The sequence below is a fragment of the Corallococcus sp. EGB genome (assembly GCF_019968905.1).
Taxonomy (GTDB): domain Bacteria; phylum Myxococcota; class Myxococcia; order Myxococcales; family Myxococcaceae; genus Corallococcus.
The window spans coordinates 5204359-5228717 of record NZ_CP079946.1; the positions used below are offsets into that span (position 1 = coordinate 5204359).

Annotated in this window: 16 protein-coding genes; 15 read left to right on the plus strand and 1 reads right to left on the minus strand. The window is 70.4% G+C overall.

What is annotated here, in order from left to right:
• The first annotated feature begins 37 nt into the window (after window positions 1–37).
• From KYK13_RS21580 to KYK13_RS21595, 5 genes are all read left to right on the plus strand, one after another.
• The gene (locus KYK13_RS21580; RefSeq protein WP_223632314.1) at window positions 38–1309 is read left to right on the plus strand and encodes a TolC family protein; all 1272 of its coding nucleotides are present in this window, start codon (window positions 38–40) and stop codon (window positions 1307–1309) included.
• On the plus strand, window positions 1299–2684 hold the full coding sequence (locus tag KYK13_RS21585; RefSeq protein WP_223632316.1) for a multicopper oxidase family protein: 1386 nt from the start codon (window positions 1299–1301) through the stop codon (window positions 2682–2684). Before KYK13_RS21580 ends, KYK13_RS21585 begins: the two co-directional genes overlap by 11 nt.
• Before the next feature lie 99 nt (window positions 2685–2783).
• Window positions 2784–3038 (plus strand): VOC family protein, encoded by a 255-nt coding sequence (locus KYK13_RS39350; RefSeq protein ID WP_370645436.1) that lies wholly within the window; start codon window positions 2784–2786, stop codon window positions 3036–3038.
• A 93-nt stretch (window positions 3039–3131) separates the two neighbouring features.
• Window positions 3132–3617, plus strand: coding sequence for a PH domain-containing protein (locus tag KYK13_RS21590; protein ID WP_223632318.1), 486 nt, complete (start codon window positions 3132–3134; stop codon window positions 3615–3617).
• On the plus strand, window positions 3607–5136 hold the full coding sequence (locus tag KYK13_RS21595) for a PH domain-containing protein (protein WP_223632320.1): 1530 nt from the start codon (window positions 3607–3609) through the stop codon (window positions 5134–5136). Before KYK13_RS21590 ends, KYK13_RS21595 begins: the two co-directional genes overlap by 11 nt.
• 69 nt (window positions 5137–5205) lie before the next feature.
• Here the strand turns inward: KYK13_RS21595 and KYK13_RS21600 are convergent, their stop codons facing one another.
• Complete coding sequence (locus tag KYK13_RS21600; RefSeq protein ID WP_223632323.1) at window positions 5206–6903, minus strand: dihydroxyacetone kinase family protein; 1698 nt, start codon at window positions 6901–6903, stop codon at window positions 5206–5208.
• A 292-nt stretch (window positions 6904–7195) separates the two neighbouring features.
• Here KYK13_RS21600 and mxcK point away from each other — a divergent pair, with 292 nt between their 5' ends.
• The 10 genes from mxcK (at window position 7196) to KYK13_RS21650 (ending at window position 24256) form a co-directional block, all read left to right on the plus strand.
• Window positions 7196–8422 (plus strand): myxochelin export MFS transporter MxcK, encoded by a 1227-nt coding sequence (gene mxcK, locus KYK13_RS21605; RefSeq protein ID WP_223632325.1) that lies wholly within the window; start codon window positions 7196–7198, stop codon window positions 8420–8422.
• A 30-nt stretch (window positions 8423–8452) separates the two neighbouring features.
• Window positions 8453–9736 carry a myxochelin B biosynthesis transaminase MxcL gene (mxcL, locus tag KYK13_RS21610; protein ID WP_223632334.1) on the plus strand — a complete coding sequence of 428 codons (1284 nt, stop codon included), beginning with the start codon at window positions 8453–8455 and terminating at the stop codon, window positions 9734–9736.
• 153 nt (window positions 9737–9889) lie between these two features.
• A complete protein-coding gene (locus KYK13_RS21615) occupies window positions 9890–10663 on the plus strand; it encodes a 2,3-dihydro-2,3-dihydroxybenzoate dehydrogenase (RefSeq protein WP_223632337.1) in 774 nt (257 codons plus the stop codon).
• Between the two features lie 80 nt (window positions 10664–10743).
• On the plus strand, window positions 10744–12021 hold the full coding sequence (dhbC, locus tag KYK13_RS21620) for an isochorismate synthase DhbC (RefSeq protein WP_223632340.1): 1278 nt from the start codon (window positions 10744–10746) through the stop codon (window positions 12019–12021).
• Window positions 12018–13652: a (2,3-dihydroxybenzoyl)adenylate synthase gene (locus tag KYK13_RS21625; protein WP_223632342.1), complete on the plus strand. Its 1635-nt coding sequence runs from the start codon at window positions 12018–12020 to the stop codon at window positions 13650–13652. Before dhbC ends, KYK13_RS21625 begins: the two co-directional genes overlap by 4 nt.
• A gap of 14 nt (window positions 13653–13666) precedes the next feature.
• Window positions 13667–14572, plus strand: coding sequence for an isochorismatase family protein (locus tag KYK13_RS21630; protein WP_223632344.1), 906 nt, complete (start codon window positions 13667–13669; stop codon window positions 14570–14572).
• Window positions 14573–14617: 45 nt separating this feature from the next.
• Window positions 14618–19027 carry a myxochelin non-ribosomal peptide synthetase MxcG gene (gene mxcG / locus KYK13_RS21635; protein ID WP_223632355.1) on the plus strand — a complete coding sequence of 1470 codons (4410 nt, stop codon included), beginning with the start codon at window positions 14618–14620 and terminating at the stop codon, window positions 19025–19027.
• The gene (locus KYK13_RS21640; protein WP_223632357.1) at window positions 19024–20304 is read left to right on the plus strand and encodes a 3-deoxy-7-phosphoheptulonate synthase class II; all 1281 of its coding nucleotides are present in this window, start codon (window positions 19024–19026) and stop codon (window positions 20302–20304) included. Before mxcG ends, KYK13_RS21640 begins: the two co-directional genes overlap by 4 nt.
• A gap of 112 nt (window positions 20305–20416) precedes the next feature.
• On the plus strand, window positions 20417–22948 hold the full coding sequence (gene mxcH, locus KYK13_RS21645) for a TonB-dependent siderophore myxochelin receptor MxcH (RefSeq protein WP_223632359.1): 2532 nt from the start codon (window positions 20417–20419) through the stop codon (window positions 22946–22948).
• 54 nt (window positions 22949–23002) lie between these two features.
• Window positions 23003–24256, plus strand: a complete 1254-nt coding sequence (locus KYK13_RS21650; protein ID WP_223632361.1) for a hypothetical protein — start codon at window positions 23003–23005, stop codon at window positions 24254–24256.
• The last annotated feature ends 103 nt before the right edge of the window (window positions 24257–24359 follow it).

Consider the following 24359-nt stretch of genomic DNA (forward strand, 5'->3'; position numbering starts at 1 on the left):
GACGCGTTGGAATCAGGGGACCCCCGAGGATGCGCAGGTGCAACAGCACCTGGACGCCCTGCTGGCCGGCGACCTCACGTCGGATCGCGCGGTGGAGGTGGCCCTGCTGAACAACCCCGCGCTCCAGGGGACGTACGAGGAGCTGGGCGTGTCCCAGGCGGACATGGTGCAGGCCGGGTTGCTCACCAACCCGTCCTTCGACGGGAGCATCGGCTTCCCGCTGTCCTCGGATGGCGTCACCGAACATGAGTTCTCCATCGTCCAGAGCTTCGTGGACCTCTTCACGCTGCCCCTGCGCAAGCGCGTGGCGAAGGAGCAGTTCCAGGCGGACACGCTGCGCGTCGCGCACGAGGCGTTGGCCACCACGGCGGAGGTCCGTCAGACGTTCACGGAGGTGCAGGCCCGGCAACAGCTGGTCGCGCTGCGCCGCGAGGTGTTCCAGGCCGCGGACGCGGCGGCGGACCTGTCCAACCGGCTGCGCGCCGCGGGCAACATCACGGTGCTGGCCCTGGCCACCGAGCAGGCCGCGTTGGAGCAGGCTCGGTTGGAGCTGGCGCAGGATGAGCTGGCGCTGGTCGAAGCGAGGGAGCACCTCAACCGCCTGATGGGCCTGTACGGCGCGAGGGTGCAGTGGACGCTGACGCAGAAGCTGCCGGAGGTCCCCGCGTCCGAAGCATCGCTGGAGCACCTGGAGACGCTCGCCATGCGGCAGCGCCTGGACATCGACGCGGCCCGCACGCAGGTCTCGCTCCTGTGGAACGCGTTGGAGCTGGCGCGCAGCACGCGGTTCTTCGGCCGCGTGGACGTGGGCGTGCACACGCACCGCGACGCGAACGGGCCGCGCCTGTTCGGTCCCACGCTGTCGCTGGAGCTGCCCGTCTTTGATCAGCGCCAGGCGCTCATCGCGAAGCTGGAGGCGCAGCACCGGCAGGGCGAGGACCGGCTGACGGAGCTTGCCGTCAACGCCCGCTCGGAGGTGCGATCCACGAGGGCGAAGCTGGTGACGCTGCGGAACATGGCGGAGCGCTACCAGAAGGTCGTGCTGCCGCTGCGCACCACCATCGTCGAGGAGTCGCAACGCCAGTACAACGCCATGCAGATCGGCCTTCCCGCGCTCCTCCTCGCGCGACGCGAGCAGGTGGAGGCCTGGAGGGCCTACCTGGAGACGGTCCGCGACTACTGGATGGCGCGGGCCGACCTGGAGCGCCTCGTGGGAGGACGTCTGCCCTCCACCGCCGCCGCGCCCGCCCCATCCCCCGCCCCTACTCCTGCTCCCGAGCCCACCCATGAGCACCACGATGCCCACTGACGAAAACCAGGGCCCCTCCGAGGACACGCAGTCTGCTTCATCCCCCGCGCTCACGCGCCGGAGCCTGCTCGCGCGCACGGGCGCCACGCTGGCGACGGGCGCCCTGCTGATGCAGAGCCGCGTTGCCCAGGCGCAGTCCAGCGTGCCCGGAGCGAAGGCGGCGCCCGTGCCGGCCGGTCGCGGCTACCGTCCCGTCGTCGTACCCAATGGCGCGAAGCTGCCGTGGAAGCTCGTGGGCGGCGTGAAGGTGTTCCACCTGGTGGCCGAGGAGGTGGAGCACGAGTTCGCGCCCGGCCTCAAGGCGACGTGCTGGGGCTACAACGGCCACGTGCACGGGCCCACCATCGAGGTGGTGGAAGGCGACCGCGTGCGCTTCTATGTGACGAACCGGCTGCCCGCGGCCACCACGGTGCACTGGCACGGCGTCCTCACGCCGAGCGGCATGGACGGCGTGGGTGGGTTGAACCAGAAGGCCATCGCGCCGGGAGAGACGTACCGGTACGAGTTCACGGTACGCCAGTCGGGGACGTGCATGTATCACTCGCACCACGACGAGATGACGCAGATGGCGCTGGGCATGGTGGGGATGTTCATCATCCACCCGCGCAAGCCGGTGGGCCCGCGCGTGGACCGGGACTTCGCCATCATGCTGCACGAGTGGCGCATCGATCCGGGCACACAGCGTCCGGACCCCAACGAGATGACGGACTTCAACATCCTGACGATGAACGCCAAGGCGTTCCCCGGCACGGAGCCGCTGGTGGTGCGCAAGGGCGAGCGGGTGCGGATCCGGTTCGGCAACCTGAGCGCGATGGACCACCACCCCATCCACCTGCACGGCTTCCAGTTCCGCATCACGGAGACGGACGGAGGCCGCATCCCGGAGAGCGCTCAGTGGCCGGAGACGACGGTGCTGGTGCCCACGGGCAGCACGCGCACCATCGAGTTCGTGGCGGACGAGCCCGGAGACTGGGCGATGCACTGCCACATGACCCACCACGTGATGAACCAGATGGGCCACGACCTGCCGAACATGCTGGGAGTGAAGCCCGGAGGCCTGGACGCGAAGGTGCGGCCGCTGCTGCCCGGCTACATGACCATGGGGCAGACAGGCATGGGGGACATGGGAGGCATGCACCACATGCCCATGCCCGCGAACTCCATTGCCATGGTGGGAGGCAAGGGCCCCCACGACGAGATCACCATGGGAGGCATGTTCACGATCCTCAAGGTGCGCGACCACCTGGACGGAGACGGCGATCCCGGATGGTACACGTCGCCGCCAGGAACGCAGGCACAGCTCGCCCACGCGGACGAGCTGCGCCGGGACGGCATCGACGTGGACGCGCCATCCCCCGTACGACAGGACCCATGACGAACGGCTTCTCCTGGTACGAGCTGCGGTCCCCCAAGCCCGAGGAGGCACGGCGTTTCTACGCGAAGGTCCTGGGGACGGACGTGACGCAGGAGCTCTCTGACCTGCCCGAAGCCGCCGCCGCGCGCGGCGCCCCGAGTCACTGGCTGGGCCACATCGACGTCGCGCCGCCCACACATCCATCAGCACTGGCTCTTCTACTTCGCCGTCGACGACCTCGACCGCTCCCTCGCGGCGGTCACCGAAGGAGGAGGGCTCGTGGCCAACGGCACGCACGTCATGCCGGACGGGGCCCGCGTCGCCGTGTGCGAGGACCCGCACCGTGCCGCATTCGGCCTGCGTCAAACGCGTTAGCAGCCCGGAAACATGAAGCCCGGTTCATTTTCGAGCCCCGGATCCAGCGAAAGGGATGGGATGGAGTAGATTCGGGCCTTCCCCGGAGGCTTCATGACTGCCCCTCTGCCGACGCTGGAACGTCTTCCTCGCGGAGCGCTCACGCTGTTCCGCATCCGGGCGATCCTCCGAATGGGCATCTACGGCGGGCTCGCGTTTGTTGTGGCCCTAGGGTTGAGCCTCGCGGGCAACGAGCGCTGGCCGTACCTGCTGCCATGCGCGGTGGTGTTGGTGCTGAGCGTGTTGACGGCGTGGTATCCGCAGCGAGCGCATGAGCGCTGGGGCTGGGCGCTGCGTGAGCACGACCTGATCATCTCGCACGGCGTCCTTCTGCGGGAGGTCGTGTCCATCCCAGCGGGGCGCATCCAGCACGTGGACGTTCATCAGGGGCCCATCGAACGGTCCCTGGGACTGGCACGCCTGCAGATCTACACGGCCGCGGGCAGTGGCGCGGACGGAGAGATTCCCGGCCTGACGCGCGAAACCGCGGATGCCCTGCGCGAGCGGTTGGTGCGGCGCGAGATCGACGATGTCGTCTGAGCCGGTGGCGATGGCCACTCCGGAAGAAGTGCCCTGGAGGCGGCTGAACGCGAAGGCGCCGCTCGCGGCATTGGTGCCCCTGTCAGGGATGATCGCCCGAGTGTTCCTGGGCGCGCTCCTGCCCACGTACTTCGCGGGTGAGCACGGCCTGCCATGGGGCGCCTGGATCATCGTTGGAGGGATGGCCCTGTCATTGCTCGCGGCCGGGCTCTACGAGGTCGCCACGACGAGCTACCGCGTGGTGGATGCCCAGCTGGAGATCCGCTCCGGCGTCTTCACGCGGACATCACGCTTCATCGAAGCCGCGCGGGTGCAGAACACAGAGGTGTTGCAGCCTTTCGTGTCGAAGCTGCTCGGGTTGGTGGAGGTCAAGGTGGAGACGGCGTCCGGGGGCAAGGCGGACGGCCATCTGCGCGGCCTGACACCGGAGGATGCGCAGGCGTTGATCCAGGCGCTCCAAGCGCTACGAGGCGAAGGCCCGGCGGCCCTGCCCGGCGCAGTGGTCCCGGAGGAACGCGTCCTCTCCGAAGCAAGTCTGGGAGGCCTGCTGCTCTACGGCGCGACCGCGCTGGGCGTGGGTGTGATCGCGGTCGTGATGGGCGCGATGCACGAAATCATCGAGACCTTCCACAAGCTGTTGCTGCCGTGGATGGAGGCACACTGGGACGCGGTGGCGGCGCCAGGCATGGGCTGGCTGGCCGCGACGGTGGCGGCGCTCGCGGGGCTGTTCGGCCTGTGGCTGGTGAGCGGAGCGCGAGCGGTGTTGCAGTTCCACGGCTTCCGGCTGGTGGACACGGGCACGCACCTGCGATCGGCGGGAGGGCTCATCACACGCCGACAGGTGACGGTGCGGAGGGCGCGCATCCAACAGGTGGTGCTGGATGAACCGCTCCTGCGCCGCACGCTGGGTTTTGGTTCGGTGGAGGTGGAGACAGCGGGAGTGCGCACGGGCAAGGAGGCATCGGACCGGGCAGAGCTCCTGGTGCCGGTGGTGCCCACGGCGCGCATGCCGGAGCTGCTACGGGAGTTCGTGCCGGAGCTGCCCGACGCCCACTCCACCCTGCCCTTCCAGCGGGCACATCCCAAGGCGCTCCTGCGAGCACGGATCCGCGCGGTGGGCCTGAGCGTCCTGATGGCGGCGCCCACGACCTGGTTCTTGGGAGCCTGGGGCGCGGTGGCGTGGCTCCTGCTGCCCGCGCAGTTGCTGGGAGCATGGTTCGACTGGCGCTTCCAGGGATGGACCGTCACGGACACGCTGGTGGTCGTGCGCCAGGGGTTCTGGCGCAGGCGCACGACGGTGGTGCAGCGCTCGCGCATCCAGTCCGTGCGCGCGAGACAGGGCCCGCTGGAGCGGGGCTACGGTATCGGGCACGTGCGCATCGACGTGGCGGGTTCGCACGTCCTCCTACCCAGTGTGGGCTGGGAGGAAGCGCAATCCCTCATCGACGTTCTTCCGGCCCGCCGGCCCACCCGTCGGGCAGTCCCTGCACCGCAACCGGACGCCCGGCTTCCCGCGTAGGCTGGGAGGGAGACCATGCATCATCCAGCAGGAATGCCCCTCCTGCCAGACGACGAGGCCTGATCCGCGTCAACTCCCGCGCCCAGCCAGCGCCTTCATCCAGATGACCACCGCCACTGCGCCCGCGTCGGGAACACCCTTCGCGCGGTCGCCCAGGTAGCTGGCCCGGCCCAGTCGCGGGGACATACTGGCGGTCGCCTCCGCCCCCTGCTCCGCGGCACGCGTCGCCTCTGCCCACGCCTCCCCCAGCGTCCTTCCCTCACGCACGACTCGCACGAGCACCGTCGCCGCCGGGTGCAGCGCATCCACCATCGTCCGGTCCCCAGGCTTCGCCCCGCCCAGCTCAGACACTGCCTCCACGCCCGCCTCGAACGCCTTCGCCCAGGCCAGCGCGTCCGCCGGTTTGTGCGCCAGGAATCGCGCTGCCCGCAGCAGCGCCGTCGCGTAGAACGGACCGGAGCTGCCACCAATACTCCGGCGCATCGCCTGCCCCAGCTCCGTCAACGCACCGGACGGCGTCGCCCACGCCTGCTCCGGCAACGCGCGGATCGCCGCCGCGCCGCGCGCCAGGCTCAAGCCCAGATCTCCATCCCCCGCCTTGCTGTCCAACTCCGTCAGCCGGGCCTCCGCCGCGTCCCATGCATCCGCCACCGCCAGCGCCGCCGCGCGCACCTGCGCCATCACCGGCTGCGGCTTCGGATGCCCCTCCACTGTCGGCAGCGCGCCGCGCGCGGACACCACCCGCCGCTGCATCACCACCTGCCCACGTCCCGGCCATGCCGGCGCCTCCGTCGGCGCGTCCAACCGCGCGAGCCGCGCGTCATCCACCTTCAACACCGTCAGCGAACACCCCGGCATCTCCAGCGCCGACAGGAACGTGCCCTGCCATGCACGCTCCACCTTCACGCCCCTCTCCACCAGGAACGCCAGCGCCCGGCGCGTCATGATGGCCAGCTCCATGGGCGGAGTGCCTCCCAGCCCGTTCACCATCAACGCCACGCGGTCACCCCGGACCACCTTCCGGTCCTCCACGATGGCCGACAGCAACGTGTCCACCAACACATCCGCGGGCTGCAACGCCACCCGGCGCACGCCCTGCTCGCCGTGGATGCCCAACCCCAACTCCACCTCGCCCTCCCCCAAGGTGAAGCCCGGCCTGCCCGCCGCCGGCACCGTGCACGGCCCCAGCGCCACGCCCATGCTGCCCAGCGCCGCCGCCGCCTCCGAGGCTTCGCGCGCCACCTCCGCCAGCGACGCGCCCGCCGCCGCAGCAGCGCCCGCGACCTTGTGCACCAGCACCACGCCGGCGATGCCCCGGCGCCGCTCGGGCTCCACCGTGTCGCGCAGCGCCACGTCGTCCGCCACCACCACCACTTCCGTGGGAATCCCCTCCGCCCGCGCCAGCTCCGCCGCGAGCCCGAAGTTGAGCCGGTCCCCCGTGTAGTTCTTCACGATGAGCAGCGCCCCCGCCGTCCCCGCCACCGCGCGGATCGCCGCCAGCACCGCGTCCGTGCTGGGCGACGTGAACACATCCCCCGCCACCGCCGCGTGCAGCATCCCCGTCCCCACGTAGCCCGCATGCGCCGGCTCGTGCCCGCTGCCCCCACCCGACAACACCGCCACCTTCCGCGCGCCCAGCGCCGCCGGCACGTCCGAGCGCACCACCACCGTCTCGCCCTCCAGCAACGCCTGGCCCGGCGCCAGCGCCACCAACCCCTCCAACATCTCCTGGACCACCGCGCGCGGCGCATTGACGAGCTTCTTCACCAGCGACTCCTTGGATGGAAACGAACGGCGGATGGACTGCGCTCGACATCCACCCTTTCGTCCCACCTGCAACCCGTCAAGCCGGACGAACGCCGCGAGCCCGCCGGGAGACGTTTGGGTCACAGAACCCGATTTCCCATTTGACTCCGGAAATTTTATGATGTTGATTCTCATTATCATTCGCTAAGTTACAACAAAACGACGCTGACCCCGCGTGAAACGCGCCGGGTCCCGGCGGAGCCTTGTCTTGCGTTGCCGGACCGGGCCTGGGTCGTCGTGTCTCTGGATTCAGGTGACTGTCTTGAGTGCTCCATCCCCTGCCTCGCACGAGCGCGCGCTGCTGTGGCTCCTCGCGGCGGTGCAGTTCACCCACGTCGTCGACTTCATGATGCTGATGCCGCTGGGGCCGCTGCTGATGCAGCGGCTGGCGCTGACGGCGACGCGCTTCGGAGCGCTGGTGTCCGCGTACACGCTCGCGTCCGCGGCCATGGGCGTGATGGGGGTGTTCTGGCTGGATCGCCTGGAGCGCAAGCGGACGCTGCTGCTGCTCTACGCGGGCTTCATCGCCGCCACGCTCCTGTGCGGCGCGGCCACCGGGACCACCGGCCTGCTCATCGCGCGCATCGTCGCTGGCGGCTGCGCGGGGCTGATGGGCGCCGTCGTCATCGCCATCGTCAGCGACACCGTGCCCGCGGAGCGCCGGGGCCAGGCCATCGGCACCGTGATGACGGCCTATGCACTGTCCGCGGTGGCGGGCGTGCCGCTGGGCCTGGGGCTCGCGAACATTGGCGGGTGGCGCTCGCCGTTCATCGTTCTCGCGGGACTCGCGAGCATCGTGTGGCTGCTGCTCCTGCGCTTCCTGCATCGCGTGGACGGGCACCTGGCCCAGGCGTCCGGCGCCACTTCACCCGCTGCGGGCTTCACGCCCCGGCTGGCGCTGGGCTGGGCCCTCACCTTCACGGTGGTCTTCGCCAGCTTCCTGCTTATCCCCTACCTGGGCGCCTTCATGGTGGGCAACGTGGGCCTTGCGCTCACGGACCTGCCTTGGGTGTACCTGGCGGGCGGCGCGGCCACCTTCGTGAGCTCGCGCTGGATTGGCCGCGTGGCGGACCGCGTGGGCCCCGCGCGGGCACTGGCCTTGCTGCTCCTCGCCACCATGGCGCCGCACCTGCTCTTCACCCACCTGCCGCCATCTCCGCTGCCGGTGGTGGCCGTCGTCTTCGTGTTCTTCATGACGCTCACCTCCGGCCGCGCCATCCCCACCATGGCCCTGGTCGCGTCGCAGGTGCCGCCAGCCCTCCGGGGCCGCTACCTCGCGGTCAACATGGCCGCCAGCGATGGCGCCTCCGGGCTCGCCGCGTGGATGGGGGGCCTGCTGCTCACCACCGCGCCGGATGGCTCGCTCATCGGCTTCGCGCAATTGGGCTGGGCGGCGGTGGCCATCTCCGCGCTCGCGCTCGGGCTCTTGTGGACCTACGTGGGCCGCGCCGTGCGGCTGGACGCCACGCCTGCCCCCTGACCTCCGCTTCACCCTCACCAGGACCCTTCCATGTCCCAGACAGCACCGCGTCACCCGTCCCTGCCCCGCCCCATCGTGGGTGAACTCAAGCTGGAGCGCTCCAACGAGCTGCTCGCCGAGGCCCGCAAGTGGGTCCCCGGCGTCACCCAGACGATGATGAAGAAGCCGGACCACTTCGCCCCCGGCGCCTTCCCTGTGTTCCTCACCAGGGGACAGGGCGCGCTGGTGGAGGACGCGGACGGTCAGGAGTACATCGACTACATCCAGGCGCTGGGCGCCAACATGCTCGGCCACAACCACCCGGCCGTCGCGGAGACCATCCGCAAGCACCTGGCGGAAGGCATCATCCACTCGCTGCCCACGCCGGTGGAGGTCTCCTCCGTGAAGGCGCTGGTGGAGGTGATCCCGGGAGCGGAGATGGCCCGCTTCTTCAAGACGGGCGCGGACGCCACCTCCGCCGCCGTGCGCCTGTCGCGCCACCTCACCGGCCGCGAACACATCGTCACCGTGGGCTACAACGGCTGGCACGACCACTTCATGTACGACACCCCGGGCGTGCCCCCGACGGTGGCGAAGCTCACCACCCGCCTGCCGCTCTTCACGCCCCCGGACGAGCCCGCGCTCATCGAGCACATCGAGAAGCACGGCGCCCAGCTGGCCTGCGTGCTGCTGGCCATCCCGTACAACCGCACCGTCACCCGCGAGTTCCTCCTCCAGGTGAAGGAGACCTGCGCGAAGCACGGCGTGATGTTCGTCCTGGATGAGGTCGTCACCGGCTTCCGCCTGGCCCTGGGCGGCGCGCAGCAGTTCTTCGACGTGCGCGCGGACTTCGTCACCCTGTCCAAAGGCATCGCCGCGGGCATGCCCCTGTCCGCCATCGCGGGCCCGGAGAAGTACCTCTCCCGCCTGAGCGAGCTGCAGGTGTCCACCACCTTCGGCGGCGAGATGCTCTCCCTGTCCGTGTGCGAGGCGGTCATCAACGAGTACCGCCGCACCAACCACGTCGAGCACATCGCCGCCATGGGCCGCCGCCTGCGCGACGGCGTCAACGCCCACGCGCGCGAGACGGGCTCCACCCTGGAGGTGGTCGGCTACGACGCCGTGCCCTTCTTCCGCTTCAGCAAGGTCATCCCCGAGCACATCGAGAAGATGATCCCCTTCCAGGCCGGCATGGCCCGCCGGGGCGTCATCCTCCGCCGTGACCTGAACTTCATCAGCGCGGTGCACACCGTGGAGCAGATCGATCACACCATCGCCGCCGCCGGCGAGGTGCTCCGCGAGACGGCCGCGCGCGCCAGGGCCAGTGCCGCCTGAGTTGAAACAATCTCTCAAGCACCGTCCGTGAAGCCAGACAGCGGGCGGGTCCATGCATCAGCCACCTTGACAGGAATTCACGGCCATGGCACTTCCCGGCCAGCAAATGAGAATGGTTCTCATTTTCATTCAAACAATCCAGGCGAGCGGTGGATGTCATCGACGACGGGACACGCGGTGGTGACGGGCGCCGCGCAAGGCATTGGCGCGGCGGTGGCGCGCAAGCTGGCGCGCACCATGCCCGTCGCGGCGTTCGACCAGAACGCCTCGGGATTGGAGCTGCTGGTGGCGGAGCTGCGCCAGCAGGGCCTGAAGGCCACCGCGTTCCCGGTGGACGTGCGCGACAAGGACGGCATCGAGGATGCCATCGCGTCCATCGAAGCGAAGCTGGGCCCCATCCAGGTGCTGGCCAACGTGGCCGGCATCCTGCGCATGGGCTCCGTGCTCACGCAGAGCGACGCGGACTGGATGTCCACCTTCGCGGTCAACACCCACGGCGTGTTCCATGTCTCACGCGCGGTGGCCAGGCACATGGTGCCGCGCCGCTCCGGCGCCATCGTGACGGTGGGCTCCAACGCGGCGGGCGTGCCGCGCATGGAGATGGCTGCCTATGCGGCCTCCAAGGCCGCCTCCACCATGTTCACCAAGTGTCTGGGATTGGAGCTGGCCCAGCACGGCATCCGCTGCAACATCGTGTCTCCCGGCTCCACCGACACCGCCATGCAGCGGGGCATGTGGACGGATGAGTCCGGCCGCGAGCGCGTCATCCAGGGCTCGCTGGACGGCTACCGCACCGGCATCCCGCTGCGCCGGATCGCCACGCCGGAGGACATCGCGGACGCGGTGGTGTTCCTCGCTTCCGACCAGGCCCGGCACATCACGATGCACGACCTGCGTATCGACGGCGGCGCCACGCTGGGCGTCTAGCGCGCCCGCGACGTCAGCCCCCCACTGAGTTCCCTCCTGGGATGGATGCCCATCCGTCCCCCCATCGCCCAGAGTTGAGAATGATTCCTGAAACCAAAATCATTGAGCGCCAGCCAGACGCACGGACGGTGGGCGCGGGAGCCATAGCGCGGGAGCCGGAGCAGGAGGCGCTCGCGGCGCGGCTGCTGGGCGACTACGACGCGGGGTCGTTCTTCTTCGCGTCCCCCAAGCGCACCATGCTCGCGCGCGGCGTGTTCGCCACGGTGCCGGACGCGGGCGGGGCGAGCTCGCTGGACGGCCTGCCGGAGCGCGTGGCCGCGGTGCTCGATGCCTCGCGGGACGCGGCGCATGACATCCCCGTGGCGGTGGGCGCGGTGCCGTTCGACGGCAAGGTGGCCGCGCACCTCGTGGTGCCAGTGACCCTTCAGCGCGCGGGGCCGGTGGTGTTCGACGGTGCCTCCGCCGCGCGGTCTCCCCTGGCCGGCCCGTACGCGCTGCGGCCCGTGCCGGAGCCCTCCGAGTACAAGGACGGCGTGGCGGCCGCGCTGAAGCTCATGCGGGAGGGCCCGCTGCGGAAGGTCGTGCTGTCGCGGTCGCTGCACGTGGACACGGCGGCGCCCGTGGACCTGCGGCAGCTGCTGCACAACCTGGCCCGGCGCAACCCGCATGGGTACACCTTCGCGGTGGACCTGCCGCAGCACGCGGACGCGGCCCCGGGCGCGGGACGGCGCACGCTCATCGGCGCGAGCCCGGAGCTGCTGGTGGCGCGCTCCGGTCTCCAGGTCCTGGCCAATCCGCTGGCGGGCTCCGCGGCGCGCAGCGCGGATCCGGTGGAGGACAACGCCCGGGCCACGCGCCTGATGGCGTCCCCCAAGGATTTGCACGAGCACGCGGTCGTCATCGACGCGGTGGCGGAGGCGCTGCGGCCCTTCTGCAAGACGCTGGACGTGCCCAAGCTGCCGTCGCTCGTGAGCACCCAGACGATGTGGCACCTGTCCAGCCGCATCACCGGCGAGCTGAAGGACCCGTCCATCACGTCGCTGACGCTGGCGCTGGCCATGCACCCCACCCCGGCGGTGTGCGGCCACCCGACGGCGCTCGCGCACGAGGCCATCGGGAACATCGAGCCGTTCCACCGCGGCTACTACACAGGCACCGTGGGCTGGTGCGACGCGAACGGCGACGGCCAGTGGGCCGTGACGATCCGCTGCGCGGAGGCGGACGAGCGCACCCTGCGGCTGTTCGCGGGCGCGGGCATCGTGGTGGGCTCCACGCCGGAAGCGGAGCTCGCGGAGACCGAGGCCAAGTTCCGCACCATGCTCCAGGCCATGGGCCTGGGCCTCGAGGTGCAGCCGTGAGCACCGCACGGGAACACCTGCCCGGCTGCCCCCCGTACCCGGAGGACTTCGCCCGACGCTATCGAGAGGCCGGCTACTGGCGCGGGGAGACCTTCGGACAGCTGCTGCGCGACCGCGCCCGCGAGTTCGGGACGCGCGTCGCGCTGGTGGGCGGCGCGCACCGCTGGACGTACGCGGAGCTGGACGCACGCGTGGATCGCATGGCCGCGGGCTTTCACGGGCTGGGCATCCGCTCGCGCGACCGCGTGGTGGTGCAGCTGCCCAACGTGCCGGACTTCTACGAGGTCATCTTCGCGCTGTTCCGCCTGGGCGCGCTGCCGGTGTTCGCGCTGCCGGCGCACCGCGCGTCGGAGATCGGCTACTTCTGCGAGTTCACCGAGGCCGTGGCGTACGTCATCCCGGACCGCTTTGGCGGCTTCGACTACCGGGGACTCGCGGACCAGGTGAAGGCCGCGACGCCCACGCTGAAGCACGTGCTGGTGCTGGGCGACGCGGGGCACCACACCGCGCTCACCTCCGTGCCCTCGGAGCGCATGGCGCTGGAGGGCCCGTCGCCTTCGGACGTGGCGTTCTTCCAGCTCTCCGGTGGCAGCACCGGCGTGCCCAAGCTGATTCCGCGCACGCACGACGACTACATCTACAGCCTGCGCGCCAGCGTGGACGTGTGCCGGTTCACCCCGGAGACGGTCTACCTGTGCGCGCTGCCGGCGGCGCACAACTTCCCGATGTCCTCCCCGGGCGTGCTGGGCACGTTCTACGCGGGAGGCACGGCGGTCATGGCGCTCAATCCCAGCCCGGATGTGGCCTTCCCGCTCATCGAGCGCGAGCGCGTCACCGTCACGGCGCTGGTGCCGCCCCTGACCATGGTGTGGCTGGACTCGTCGCTGGCGAAGAAGCATGACCTGTCCAGCCTGAAGGTCCTCCAGGTGGGCGGCGCCCGGCTGAGCGACGAGGCCGCCGCGCGCGTGCGCCCCACGCTGGGCTGTGGACTCCAGCAGGTCTTCGGCATGGCCGAGGGCCTGGTGAACTACACGCGGCTGGACGACCCGGAGACGCGCATCGGCACCACGCAGGGCCGCCCCATGTCGGATGCGGACGAACTGCGCGTCGTGGATGACGACGACGTGCCGGTGCCGCCCGGTGAGACGGGGCACCTGCTCACACGCGGGCCGTACACCATCCGCGGCTACTACAAGGCGGACGCGCACAACGCCAAGGCCTTCACCCCGGATGGCTTCTACCGCACGGGCGACCTGGTGCGCCTGACGCCCGAGGGCGACCTCGTGGTGGAGGGGCGCGCGAAGGATCAGATCAACCGGGGCGGCGACAAGGTCGCGGCGGAGGAGGTGGAGAACCATCTGCTCGCGCACCCCTCCGTCAGCGACGCGGCGGTCGTGGCCATCCCCGACAAGTTCCTGGGCGAGCGCACCTGCGCCGTCGTCATCCCGCGGGGTGAAGCACCCGCGCCGTCCGCGCTCAATGCATTCCTGCGCTCGCGGGGACTCGCGTCCTTCAAGATCCCGGACCGCATCGAGTTCGTCGCGTCCTTCCCCCAGACGGGCGTCGGCAAGGTCAGCAAGAAGGCGCTGCGCGACAGCCTGCGCCAGTCCCTCTCCACTCCTTCTCCCTGAAACAGGAGCACTCCATGGCACTGCCTGCCATTGCCCCCTATTCCATGCCCGGCGCGGCGGACCTGCCGCGCAACAAGCTCGCCTGGACGCCGGAACCCAAGCGCTGCGTCCTGCTCATCCACGACATGCAGCGCTACTTCGTGGACGCCTTCACGCAGGGCCAGTCACCGGTGACGGACCTGGTGGCCAACATCCAGCGCCTGCGCGAGCACGCGGTGAAGCTGGGCATCCCGGTCGTCTACTCGGCGCAGCCCGGCGACCAGACGCCGGAGCAGCGCGGCCTGCAGCTGGAGTTCTGGGGCCCGGGCGTCCGCGCCGGCCCGAAGCAGCAGATCATCGAAGCGCTCACCCCGGCCGAGGGCGACACCGTCCTCACCAAGTGGCGATACAGCGCGTTCCGCAACACGCGCCTGATGGACCTGATGCGAGACCTGGGCCGCGACCAACTCATCATCTGCGGCATCTATGCGCACATCGGGTGCCTCCAGACGGCCAGCGACGGCTCCATGAGCGAGATCCGTCCCTTCCTCGTCGCGGACGCGGTGGCGGACTTCTCGCTGGAGAAGCACCGGATGGCGCTGGACTACGCATCGCAGCTCGTCGCGTTCGTCACCACCACGCAACAGATGATCGACGCCATGCCGGTGCAGGCCGCCGCTCCGGCGGTGGACCGAGAGCAGCTTCGCGCGGCTGTCGCGGAACTGTTGATGGAGTCCGCTTCGGCGATTGGTGAGGATGACAACCTGCTGGAGCGCGGCATGGATTCCATCCGGCTGATGAGCCTGGTGGAGCGCTGGCGTCAGGGCGGAACGGAGGTGTCCTTCGTCGAACTCGCGGAGAAGCCCACGCTCACCGACTGGTACGCGCTGCTCGCCGCGAAGCAGCCTGTCGCGATGGCCCCTGGCGCTCGCGCTTCCTGACCCGCCCTCGGGGCGGCACCCCTTCCCCCTCGGAGTTCCCCCGTCATGCGCCCATCCCAGGACAACCGCCCGCTCACCGCGGCCCAGCACGGCATCTGGGTGGGGCAACAGCTGGATCCGCGGAGCCCCGTCTACAACGCAGGTGAATGCATCGAGTTCCGGGGCGCCATCGATCCGGTGCGCTTCGAGTCCGCGCTCCGCGAGGTGGTCGCGGACGCGGACGCACTGCACTCGCGCTTCATCGCGGGCGAGGGCGGGCCGGCCCAACGCATCGACGTGGGGACGGACTGGACGCTCCAGCGCGTGGACCTGAGCGGCGAGGCCGACCCGTGGGCCGCCGCGCAGGAGTGGATGTGGAAGGACCTGGGCCGCACGGTGGACCTGGCCACGGGTCCGCTGTTCAGTCAGGCGCTGCTCACCGTGGGGCCAGAGCGGTCCTTCTGGTTCCAGCGCATCCACCACATCGCCATGGATGGCTATGGCTTCTCGCTGCTCGCGCGGCGGGTGGCGGAGCTCTACACAGCGGAGGTGTCGGGCAGGACCGCGCAGGCGGGGTTCAGCCGGTGGGGGCCCGTGGTGGATGAGGATCTCGCGTACCGGAACGGACCCCAGTTCCGGAAGGACCGCGACTTCTGGGTGGGGCGCTTCGAGGACGCGCCCGCGCCCCCACTGCTCGCGGAGGCTGCGCCCATGTCGTCGCGCTTCGTGCGTCGCTCGGAGCACCTGCGGCCGGAGTTGATGGCGGCGCTGATGGCCGGCGCGAAGCGTGCGGGCGTGAGCTGGTCCGACCTGGTGATGGCCGTCACGGCCATCTACCTGCACCAGCGCACCGGCGCACCGGAGGCCGTGCTGGGCCTGCCGGTGATGGGCCGCCTGGGCTCCGCGTCGCTACGCGTGCCGTGCATGGCCATGAACATCGTCCCGCTGCGCATCGCCGTGCGGCCGGATGCGGGACTGGATGCGCTGGCCCGCGACGTCGCCGCGGAGATGAAGGCCGCGCGTCCGCACCTGCGCTACCGCTACGAACAGCTCCGGCGCGACCTGCGGCTCATCGGTGGCCAGCGCAAGCTCTTCGGTCCCGTCGTCAACATCATGCCGTTCGACTACGCCCTGGACTTCGCGGGCGTGCCCGGCACGGCGCACAACATCTCCGCGGGTCCGGTGGAGGACCTGTCGTTCGGCTTTCATGCGCGCTCCGGCGGAACGGCGCTGCGTGTGGACCTGGACGCGAACCCCGCCTGCTACACGGAGGCCACGCTCGAGGAGCATCAGCGCGGGTTCCTCCAGCTTTTGGAGTCGTTGCTCGCCCGGCCTGAGCAGCCGGCGCGGCGCTCTACTTCAGGCGCGATGGGTCCCGTGCTGGATGGCGGGCCGGTGCCTCCGATGCACCCGGTGCTGGACCTCATCAACGCCCAGGCCGACGCGCGGCCGGAGGCGGTCGCGCTGGAGCATGGCCGCTGGACGATGACCTACCGCGAGCTGGTGACGGCATCCCGGGCCCTGGCGTCGCGCTTGAGCGAAGCGGGTGTGCGGCCCGACACGGCGGTCGCGGTCAAGGTGCCCCGGGGCATCGACGCCATCGTGTCCAGCCTGGGCATCCTGTTCGCGGGCGCGGGATACCTGCCCATCGATCCGACCGGCCCGGCCACTCGCAACGCGTCCATCCTCCAGGATGCGCGCCCCGCCGTGATGGTCGTGTCCGAGCGCCCCACGCCCGACCTGGATCCGACCGCGCCGGGCTTGCTTGTCGTACAGCAACTGGAACAGCGCGACACCCCCGCGCCTGGCTCTACCGAGAGCGCCAGCCCGCGGGCGACGTCCGCTGAATCCACCACGGTGGAACTGGCTGCCCGCCAGTCCGTCACTCGCGATGCGGAGCCCGCGTCGAGCCTTGAGGCCCGGCTCGCCTACGTCATCTACACGTCCGGCTCCACCGGCCAGCCCAACGGGGTGCAGATCACTCACGGGGCCCTGGCCCACTTCGTCGCGGGAGCGACGCAGCGCTACCGCGTTGGCCCCGAGGACCGCGTCCTCCAGTTCGCCCCACTCCACTTCGATGCAAGCGTGGAGGAGATCTTCGTCACGCTGTGTGCGGGCGCACGGCTGGTGCTGCGCACGGACGAGATGCTCCAGTCGGTGCCGCGCTTGATGGAGGCGTGCGCGGAGGCCGGTATCACCCTGCTCGACCTGCCCACGGCCTTCTGGCACGAGCTGGCCTACAGCCTGTCCACCGGCGCCGCCCGCCTGCCAGACATCCTTCGCACCGTCATCATCGGCGGCGAGGCAGCGCTGCCGGAGCGCATCGCCCGCTGGAAGGACGTCGCGGGCGACCGCGTCCACCTGCTCAACACCTACGGCCCCACCGAGGCCACCGTCGTCGCCACTGTCGCCGAGGTCGCGGGGCCGGAGTCCCTGCCCTCCGGTGACGAGGTCCCCATCGGCCGTCCGCTCCCCGGCGTTGTCGCCGCGGTCGTCACGCCGCAGGGCCGGCTGGCAACACCTGGCGAGGAGGGCGAGCTGTGCCTTATGGGCGGAGCACTCGCACGCGGCTACCTCAGCCGTCCGGAGCTGGACGCCGCCCGCTTCACCCGTCTGGACGCGGTGGAGGGAGCGCCCCGTGCCTACCGCACCGGCGACAAGGTGCGCGTGCGCGACGACGGCCAGCTGGTGTTCGTGGGCCGCGTGGACGACGAGTTCAAGATCAGCGGCCACCGCATCGACCCGGGCGAAGTTGAAACCGTCTTGCTGAAGTACCCCGGTATCCGTGAGGCCGCTGTCGTCGGTCAGGTGCTGCCGGGTGGATCGCGTCGGCTGTGCGCGCACCTGGTGGCGTCGCCCGCGCCCTCTCCCGCGGAGCTGCGCAAGCACCTGCTCACGGCGCTCCCCGCCCCCATGGTGCCCGGCGCCTTCGCCTTCGCGGAGCGGCTGCCCCGTACCAGCACCGGGAAGATCGATCGCAAGGCCCTCCAGAACGCGCTGCCTCCGGATGAGAGCGCCGCGCTGCTCGCCTCCGCGACGCCCATGGAGCGTACGGTGCTGGAGGTCTGGGAGCAGGTGCTGGGCCGCGCCGCCACGTCACTCCAGGACGACTTCTTCGAGCTGGGCGGCCAGTCCCTCCAGAGCATCCAGGTGGCCAACCGCCTGGGAATCGCCGTGGGCCGCGACGTCCCCGTGGCCACCGTCTTCAAGCACCCCACCGTGTCCGGTCTCGCGCAGGCGCTCGAGGGCGGAAGCTCGGGCGGCGCGGAGGCCGGCGGCCTCACTCCCGCGATGGTCGCGGACTCGGAGCTGGGCGAGGACATCGTCCCCTCCACCACGGGCGAGGCCTGGGCGCGCGAGCTGCCGCGCCGGGGCCAGGGCTTCCGTCAGGTCCTCCTCACGGGCGCCACCGGCTTCGTCGGCGCGCACCTGCTGCACCAGCTCCTCACCCGGACGGGCGCGCGCGTCATCTGTCCCGTGCGCGCGAAGGACGAAGCCCAGGCGATGGAGCGGCTGCGCTCTTCACTGACCGGACAGCAGCTCTCCACGGACGGCCTGGAGGCGCGAGTGCTCGCGCTGCCCGCGGACCTGTCCCAGCCCCTGCTGGGCCTGGACGCCGCGCGCTTCCACGGGCTCGCCGCCGAGTGCGACGCCATCATCCACAACGCCGCGGTGGTCAGCGTCGTGCGCGAGTACGGCAGCCTCCAGGGCGTCAACGTGCGCGGCACGCGCGAGCTGCTCAAGCTGGCCGCAGCCGTCCGCCCCAAGCCCTTCCACTACGTGTCCACGTTGGCGGTGGCGCCGCAGGCGAACCTGTCCCCGGACGTGCCGGAGTCCTTCGTCCCCGCTCATCCCGGCCTGCGCGACGGATACCAGCAGAGCAAGTGGATCGCGGAGCGCCTGGTGCAACTGGCCTCCGACCGCGGCCTGCCCGCGACGGTGTACCGCCTGGGCCGTGTGGTGGGTGCGCCGGACACCGCGCTCGTCAACACACAGGACCTGGTGTGGCGCATCGTGCTCGCAGGACTGCCGGTCCGCGCCCTGCCCCTCCTGGACGTGGGCGAGGTGTGGACGCCGGTGGACTTCGTCGCTCGCGCCATCGTCCAGCTCGCCCGTGATTCACATCCGGGAGCGGTGTTCAACGTGACGCCGACCGCGGAGGTGCGCCTGTCCGAGCTGTTCGGCTGGGTGCGCGACTACGGCTATCCGCTGGACCTGTGCACTGTCCCTGAATGGCGCGACCGCGTGGCGAAGGGCTCCGGCGGCCACGACGCCACGCTCGCGTTCTTCGACTTGCGCAGCGGGGACTCCACCCCGGCCTTTGGCCTGGGCCCCATCCGCTGTGAACGGCTCCTGGCCGCGCTGGAGGGCACGGGCGTCCGCTGCCCGCCCACGGACCGGACGCTCCTCCACCGATACCTCGACTCCTGCGTCGCGCAGGGAATCCTGCCCGCGAAAGTGACGGCGCTCCCGTGACGAATCCCCCCTGGTCCCCCACGTCCTGGCGGGCGAAGCCGGTCCGCTACATCCCCGACGACTACCCCGACCTCGCGGCCCTCGCGCAAGTGGAGGCGGAGCTGGCAACGCTGCCGCCGCTGGTGCACGCCGAAGAGACCCGCCGCCTGCGAGGGGCCCTGGGCCAGGTGGCCGAGGGCAAGGCCTTCCTGCTCCAGGGCGGCGACTGCGCGGAGAGCTTCAAGGAGTTCTCCGCGGCGAACGTGCGCGGCACCTTCCAACTGCTGCTGCAGATGGCGGGGGTGCTCACGTTCGCGGGCGGCTGCCCGGTGGTGAAGGTGGGCCGCATCGCGGGCCAGTTCGCCAAGCCGCGCTCCAACGCCACGGAGACCATCAACGGAGTCACCCTGCCCAGCTACCGCGGCGACATCATCAACGGCATGGAGTTCGATGCCCGCGAGCGCACGCCGGATCCGCTGCGCCTGCTGCGCGCCTACCACCAGTCCGCGGAGACGATGCAGCTGGTGCGGGCCTTCGCGCGCGAGGGCTACACGGACCTGACCCGGCTCCTGGGACACCAGCCAGAGTCCGAGGGCGCGGTGCGCCCCGTGGATTTCTTCACCAGCCATGAAGCCCTGCTCCTCAACGTCGAGCAGGCGATGACGCGCTTCGATGAGGCCACGGGCGACTGGTACGACACGTCCGCGCACATGCTCTGGATTGGCGAGCGCACCCGTCAGCTGGAAGGCGGCCACGTGGAGTTCATGCGCGGCATCCAGAACCCCATCGGACTCAAGTGCGGCCCCACGATGGAGCCGGACGAACTGGTGCGCCTCATCGACACGCTCAACCCCCAGGGCATCCCGGGGAAGCTCACGCTCATCGGGCGCTTCGGCTCGGATCAGGTCGCCGCGCGCCTGCCCCGGCTGATGGAGACCACCCGGCGCCACGGCAGCCCCGTCGTCTGGTCCATCGACCCGATGCACGGCAACACGCACAAGGCCAGCAACGGCTACAAGACGCGCTCGCTGGAGCGAATCCTCGCGGAGGTGATGGGCTTCCTCCAGGTCGCCGCCGCCGAGGGCGTCCACCCCGGAGGCCTCCACCTGGAGATGACCGGCCAGGACGTCACCGAGTGCCTGGGCGGTCCGCTGGACGTCTCCGAGGATGACCTCTCCGACCGGTACCACACGCACTGCGATCCACGCCTCAACGCGGCTCAATCGCTCCAGCTCGCGTTCCGCGTCGCGGATGGCCTGCACACCACCGTCAGGGCGCCCCAGGACCGCGCAGCCTGAATTGCCGTGCAGCATTGACAGCTCGGACGACGTGCGGCTAAACGTCGCGCAACTGAAAATGATAACCATTTTCATAATCATGATTGCGGCGCGACGCAGGTGGCGGTCCCGGGTGGGCGCAGCCCTGCTGTCCTCCCTCTGTGGCGGTGGACTCGCGCACGCGGGCACGGCGCGGACGGAGGAACCCGCTGCCACGCCTCCCGCCCCCGCGGCAGCTCCGGCGGGGCCTGTCATCGAGCTGCCCAAGCTGCTCCACACGGTGGAAGCGCGATACCCGGAGGAGGCTGAGCGTGCGCGGTTGGAGGCGAACGTCCGCCTGCGATTGCGCGTGGACACGCAGGGCGTGGTGACAGAGGCGGAGGTGCTGGAGCCCGTGGGCCACGGCTTCGACGAGGCCGCGCGCACCGCCGCGCTCCAGTTCCGCTTCACGCCCGCAAAGCGCAACGGTGTCGTGGCCCCCGCGCGCGTCACGTACACCTACGTCTTCCAGCTCCCCGGCCGCTCCAAGGCCGTGGCCGCCACGCCCCCGCCCGCCCTGTCGAGCGCGCCGAAGGCCACCGCGGCCCCATCCCAAGATGAGGCCCCGGCCGAATACCAGGAGGACGTCGAGGTCACCGGCGTGGGCGAGACGCGCGCCGAGCGCCGCCGCAAGTCCGCCGAAGCCGTCCAGGTCATCGAGTTGGAGCAGGCCAGCATGGAGTCCGCCGACCTGGGCACCGCGCTGTCGCGCGCGGAGGGCGTGGACGTGCGCCGCACCGGCGGCCTGGGCAGCACCGCGCGCATCTCCATCGCGGGCCTTTCGGACGATCAGGTGCGCTTCTTCATCGACGGCGTCCCGCTGGAGTTCGCGGGCTACGGCCCGGGCCTGGCGAACGTGCCGGTGAACCTGGTGCAGCAGATGGAGGTCTACCAGGGCGTGGTGCCCATCCGCTTCGGCGCGGACGTGCTGGGTGGCGCGGTGGAGCTGGTCACCGACCAGGACGTGCGCGGCTCGGCCGTGGCGGGCTCCTATGAGCTGGCCTCCTTCGACACGCACCGCTTCACCGCGAGCGCCCGCCACCTCCAGGAGTCCACCGGCCTGCTGGTGCGCGCGCACGGCTTCTACGACGACGCGCGCAACAACTACCCCGTCAACGTGGAGGTGGCCAACGACCTGGGCAAGCTCACCCCCGTGGAGGTGCGGCGCTTCCACGACGGCTACCGCGCGGGCGGAGCCAGCGTCGAGGCGGGCTTCGTGGACAAGCCCTGGGCCCGGCGCCTGCTCGTGCGCGGCTTCGTCAACGCTGCCGGCCGCGACGTCCAGAACGACGTCGAAATGCAGTCCGCGTACGGCGAGGTGACCACCGCCGAGGGCTCCGCGGGCGCCACGCTGCGCTACTCCCAGAACCATGACCCGGGCGTGAGCGTGGACGCGGTGGGCGGATACACGCTCCGCCGCAACCGGTTCCTGGACATCGGCTCGTGCGCCTATGACTGGTATGGCCGCTGCTTCGTCACCCTGCCCCAGCCAGGGGAGATCTCCCAGGGCGGCACCGAGCGCTACGTCAACCAGCACACCGCGTTCGCGCGGCTCAACGCCGCCTGGACGCCCGTGCCCGGCGGCGCGCACACGCTGCGGCTCGCGGTCTCACCCACGTGGGTGGCGCGAACGGGCGAGGACCGCCGGCTCCAGGCGAACAACCGCCCGGATCCGCTCACCGCGCCCCGCGGCGTGACGTCGCTGGTGACGGGCCTGGAGTACCAGCTCGATGCCTTCGACGGGCGGCTGCAGAACATCGCCTTCGTGAAGGACTACCTCCAGGACGTGCGGGCGCAGAAGCTCCTGGCCAGCGCGGAGTTCATGGACCTGGGCCGCGCCGCGCACGAACTGGGCGTGGGCGACAGCCTGCGCTTCCGCATCACGAACGGGCTCAGCGCCAAGGCCTCCTACGAGTGGGCCACGCGGATGCCTCGCCCGGACGAGCTCTTCGGTGACGGGCTGCTCATCGAGGACAACCTGGAGCTCCGGCCGGAGACCAGCCACAACTTCAACCTGGGGCTGGGCTACGCGTCCGAGCCTGGCCGCGCCGGAAGCCTCCGCCTCAACGTGGGCGGGTTCGCGCGGCTGACGGAGCAGCTCATCTTCCTCACCACGCGGGGCAGCTACTTCACCTACGAGAACGTCATCGCGGCCCGCTCGCTGGGCGTGCTCGGCTCCGCGGGGTGGACGTCTCAGGGCCGCTACCTGAGCCTGGACGGCAATGCCACCTGGCAGGACCTGCGCAACACGGCCACCGAAGGCCGCTTCGCCGGGTTCAACGGGCAGCGCATCCCCAACCGTCCCTACCTCACCGTCAATGCCAGCGCCCAGGGGCGCCTGAGCGACCTGCTGCGCTTCCAGGACGAGCTGCTCGTCACCTGGCGCACGCGCTACGTGGATGACTTCCTGCTCGCCTGGGAGGGCCTGGGGAGCCAGGACTCCAAGCTGCGCATCGACTCGCAGCTCACGCACGCGCTGGCGCTCACCTACGTGATTCGCGACATGACGACGCGGCTGAGCTGGACGCTGGACTTCCAGAACCTCACCGACGCCCGGACCTACGACTTCTACGGGGTCCAGCGCCCCGGACGGATCATCGCCGCCAAGTTCACGCTGGAGCGCTGAGCACCGCGCTTCCGTTTTTCGCAGCACATCCCACCCCCACTGAAAGGGAAGTCCTTGAAGCCTTCACCCTTCTCCCGCACCTCCGCGCGTCTGCTGCTGGCGCTCTCCCTCGCCTTCGCGGCGGCCTGCAGCGACGACGATGACGGCAACAACACCCCGGACGCGGGCACCAACACCGACGCGGGCACGCAGACGTCGCTCTACGCCTTCGTCGCGCAGGTGAGCACCGACACCGCGTCCACGAGCTACGTCGTCCTGACGGACAAGCTGGACCCCAACACGCCGCTGTCGCTGACGAACGCCACGGAGATCAACGGCCGCGCGCTGGGCTCCGGCATCCCGAAGTCGGGCGCCATCTTCGTCTCCAGCAGCGCCGGCGGCACCGTCACCCGCTACAACGTGACGGCCCGCAACACGCTGGAGAAGGCGGGCGAGGTCAGCTTCACGGGCAAGGCCGTCACCACCATTGGCGAGTACCAGAACCAGTTCCAGTTCGTCTCCGACACGAAGGCCTACTACTTCGATGGCCGCAACTCGCAGATCATCATCTGGAACCCGAAGGACATGACGCTGACGAACAGCATCTCGCTGCCGGACATGACCCTCTCCGGGAGCACGACGACCTTCGCCTCCAACCCGCTGCGCGTGGGCACCAAGGTGCTGATGCCGCTGGGCTGGCGCGCGGGCGCCGCCGTCACCAAGAAGGCGGGCATCATCGTGGTGGACACCGCGAACGACAGCGCGGTCGTGGTGACGGATGATCGCTGCGGCTACGTGCGCGACGGCATCGTGGGCACGGACGGCAAGGTGTACCTGGCGACGGAGGCGTACGGCGCCGCGGAGAAGCGCGTGTCCGGCTCCAACTCGAGCGTGCCCACGCCCTGCCTGCTGAAGTTCGACCCGGCGACGAACACCTACGATCCGACGTTCTTCAAGGAGCTGGGCACGCTGACGAACGGCGGCGCCACCGGCTCGCTGCTCGCGGGCCCCAACGGCACGGGCTACCTGCGCGTGCTGGATGAGACCGCTTACGCGGTCCAGCCGGACACGGTCGCGCGCACCCTGGCGAGCGCCGTGGCCTGGAAGTGGTGGAAGATCGACCCGGCCGCCGGTACCAACGCGACGCTGGTGGACACGCTGCCGGCCAGCACGGGCAGCTCGTTCCTGTACCAGGCCGATGGACGCACGGTGTTCAGCGAGTTCACCAACGAAGGCAAGACCACGAACTACCGCGAGCTGACGGACCTGAGCGGCAAGCTGGTGGCGACGCACCAGGGCCTGTCGTTCTCCTTCCTCCAGGTGCGCTAGCAGGCGGTTGTGTCGAACCGAGGGGCGAGGGAGCGATCCCCCGCCCCTCCTCCGCGCGATTTTTCACGCGACCGTCACGAGCGGCTGCCGCGAGAGCCGAAAT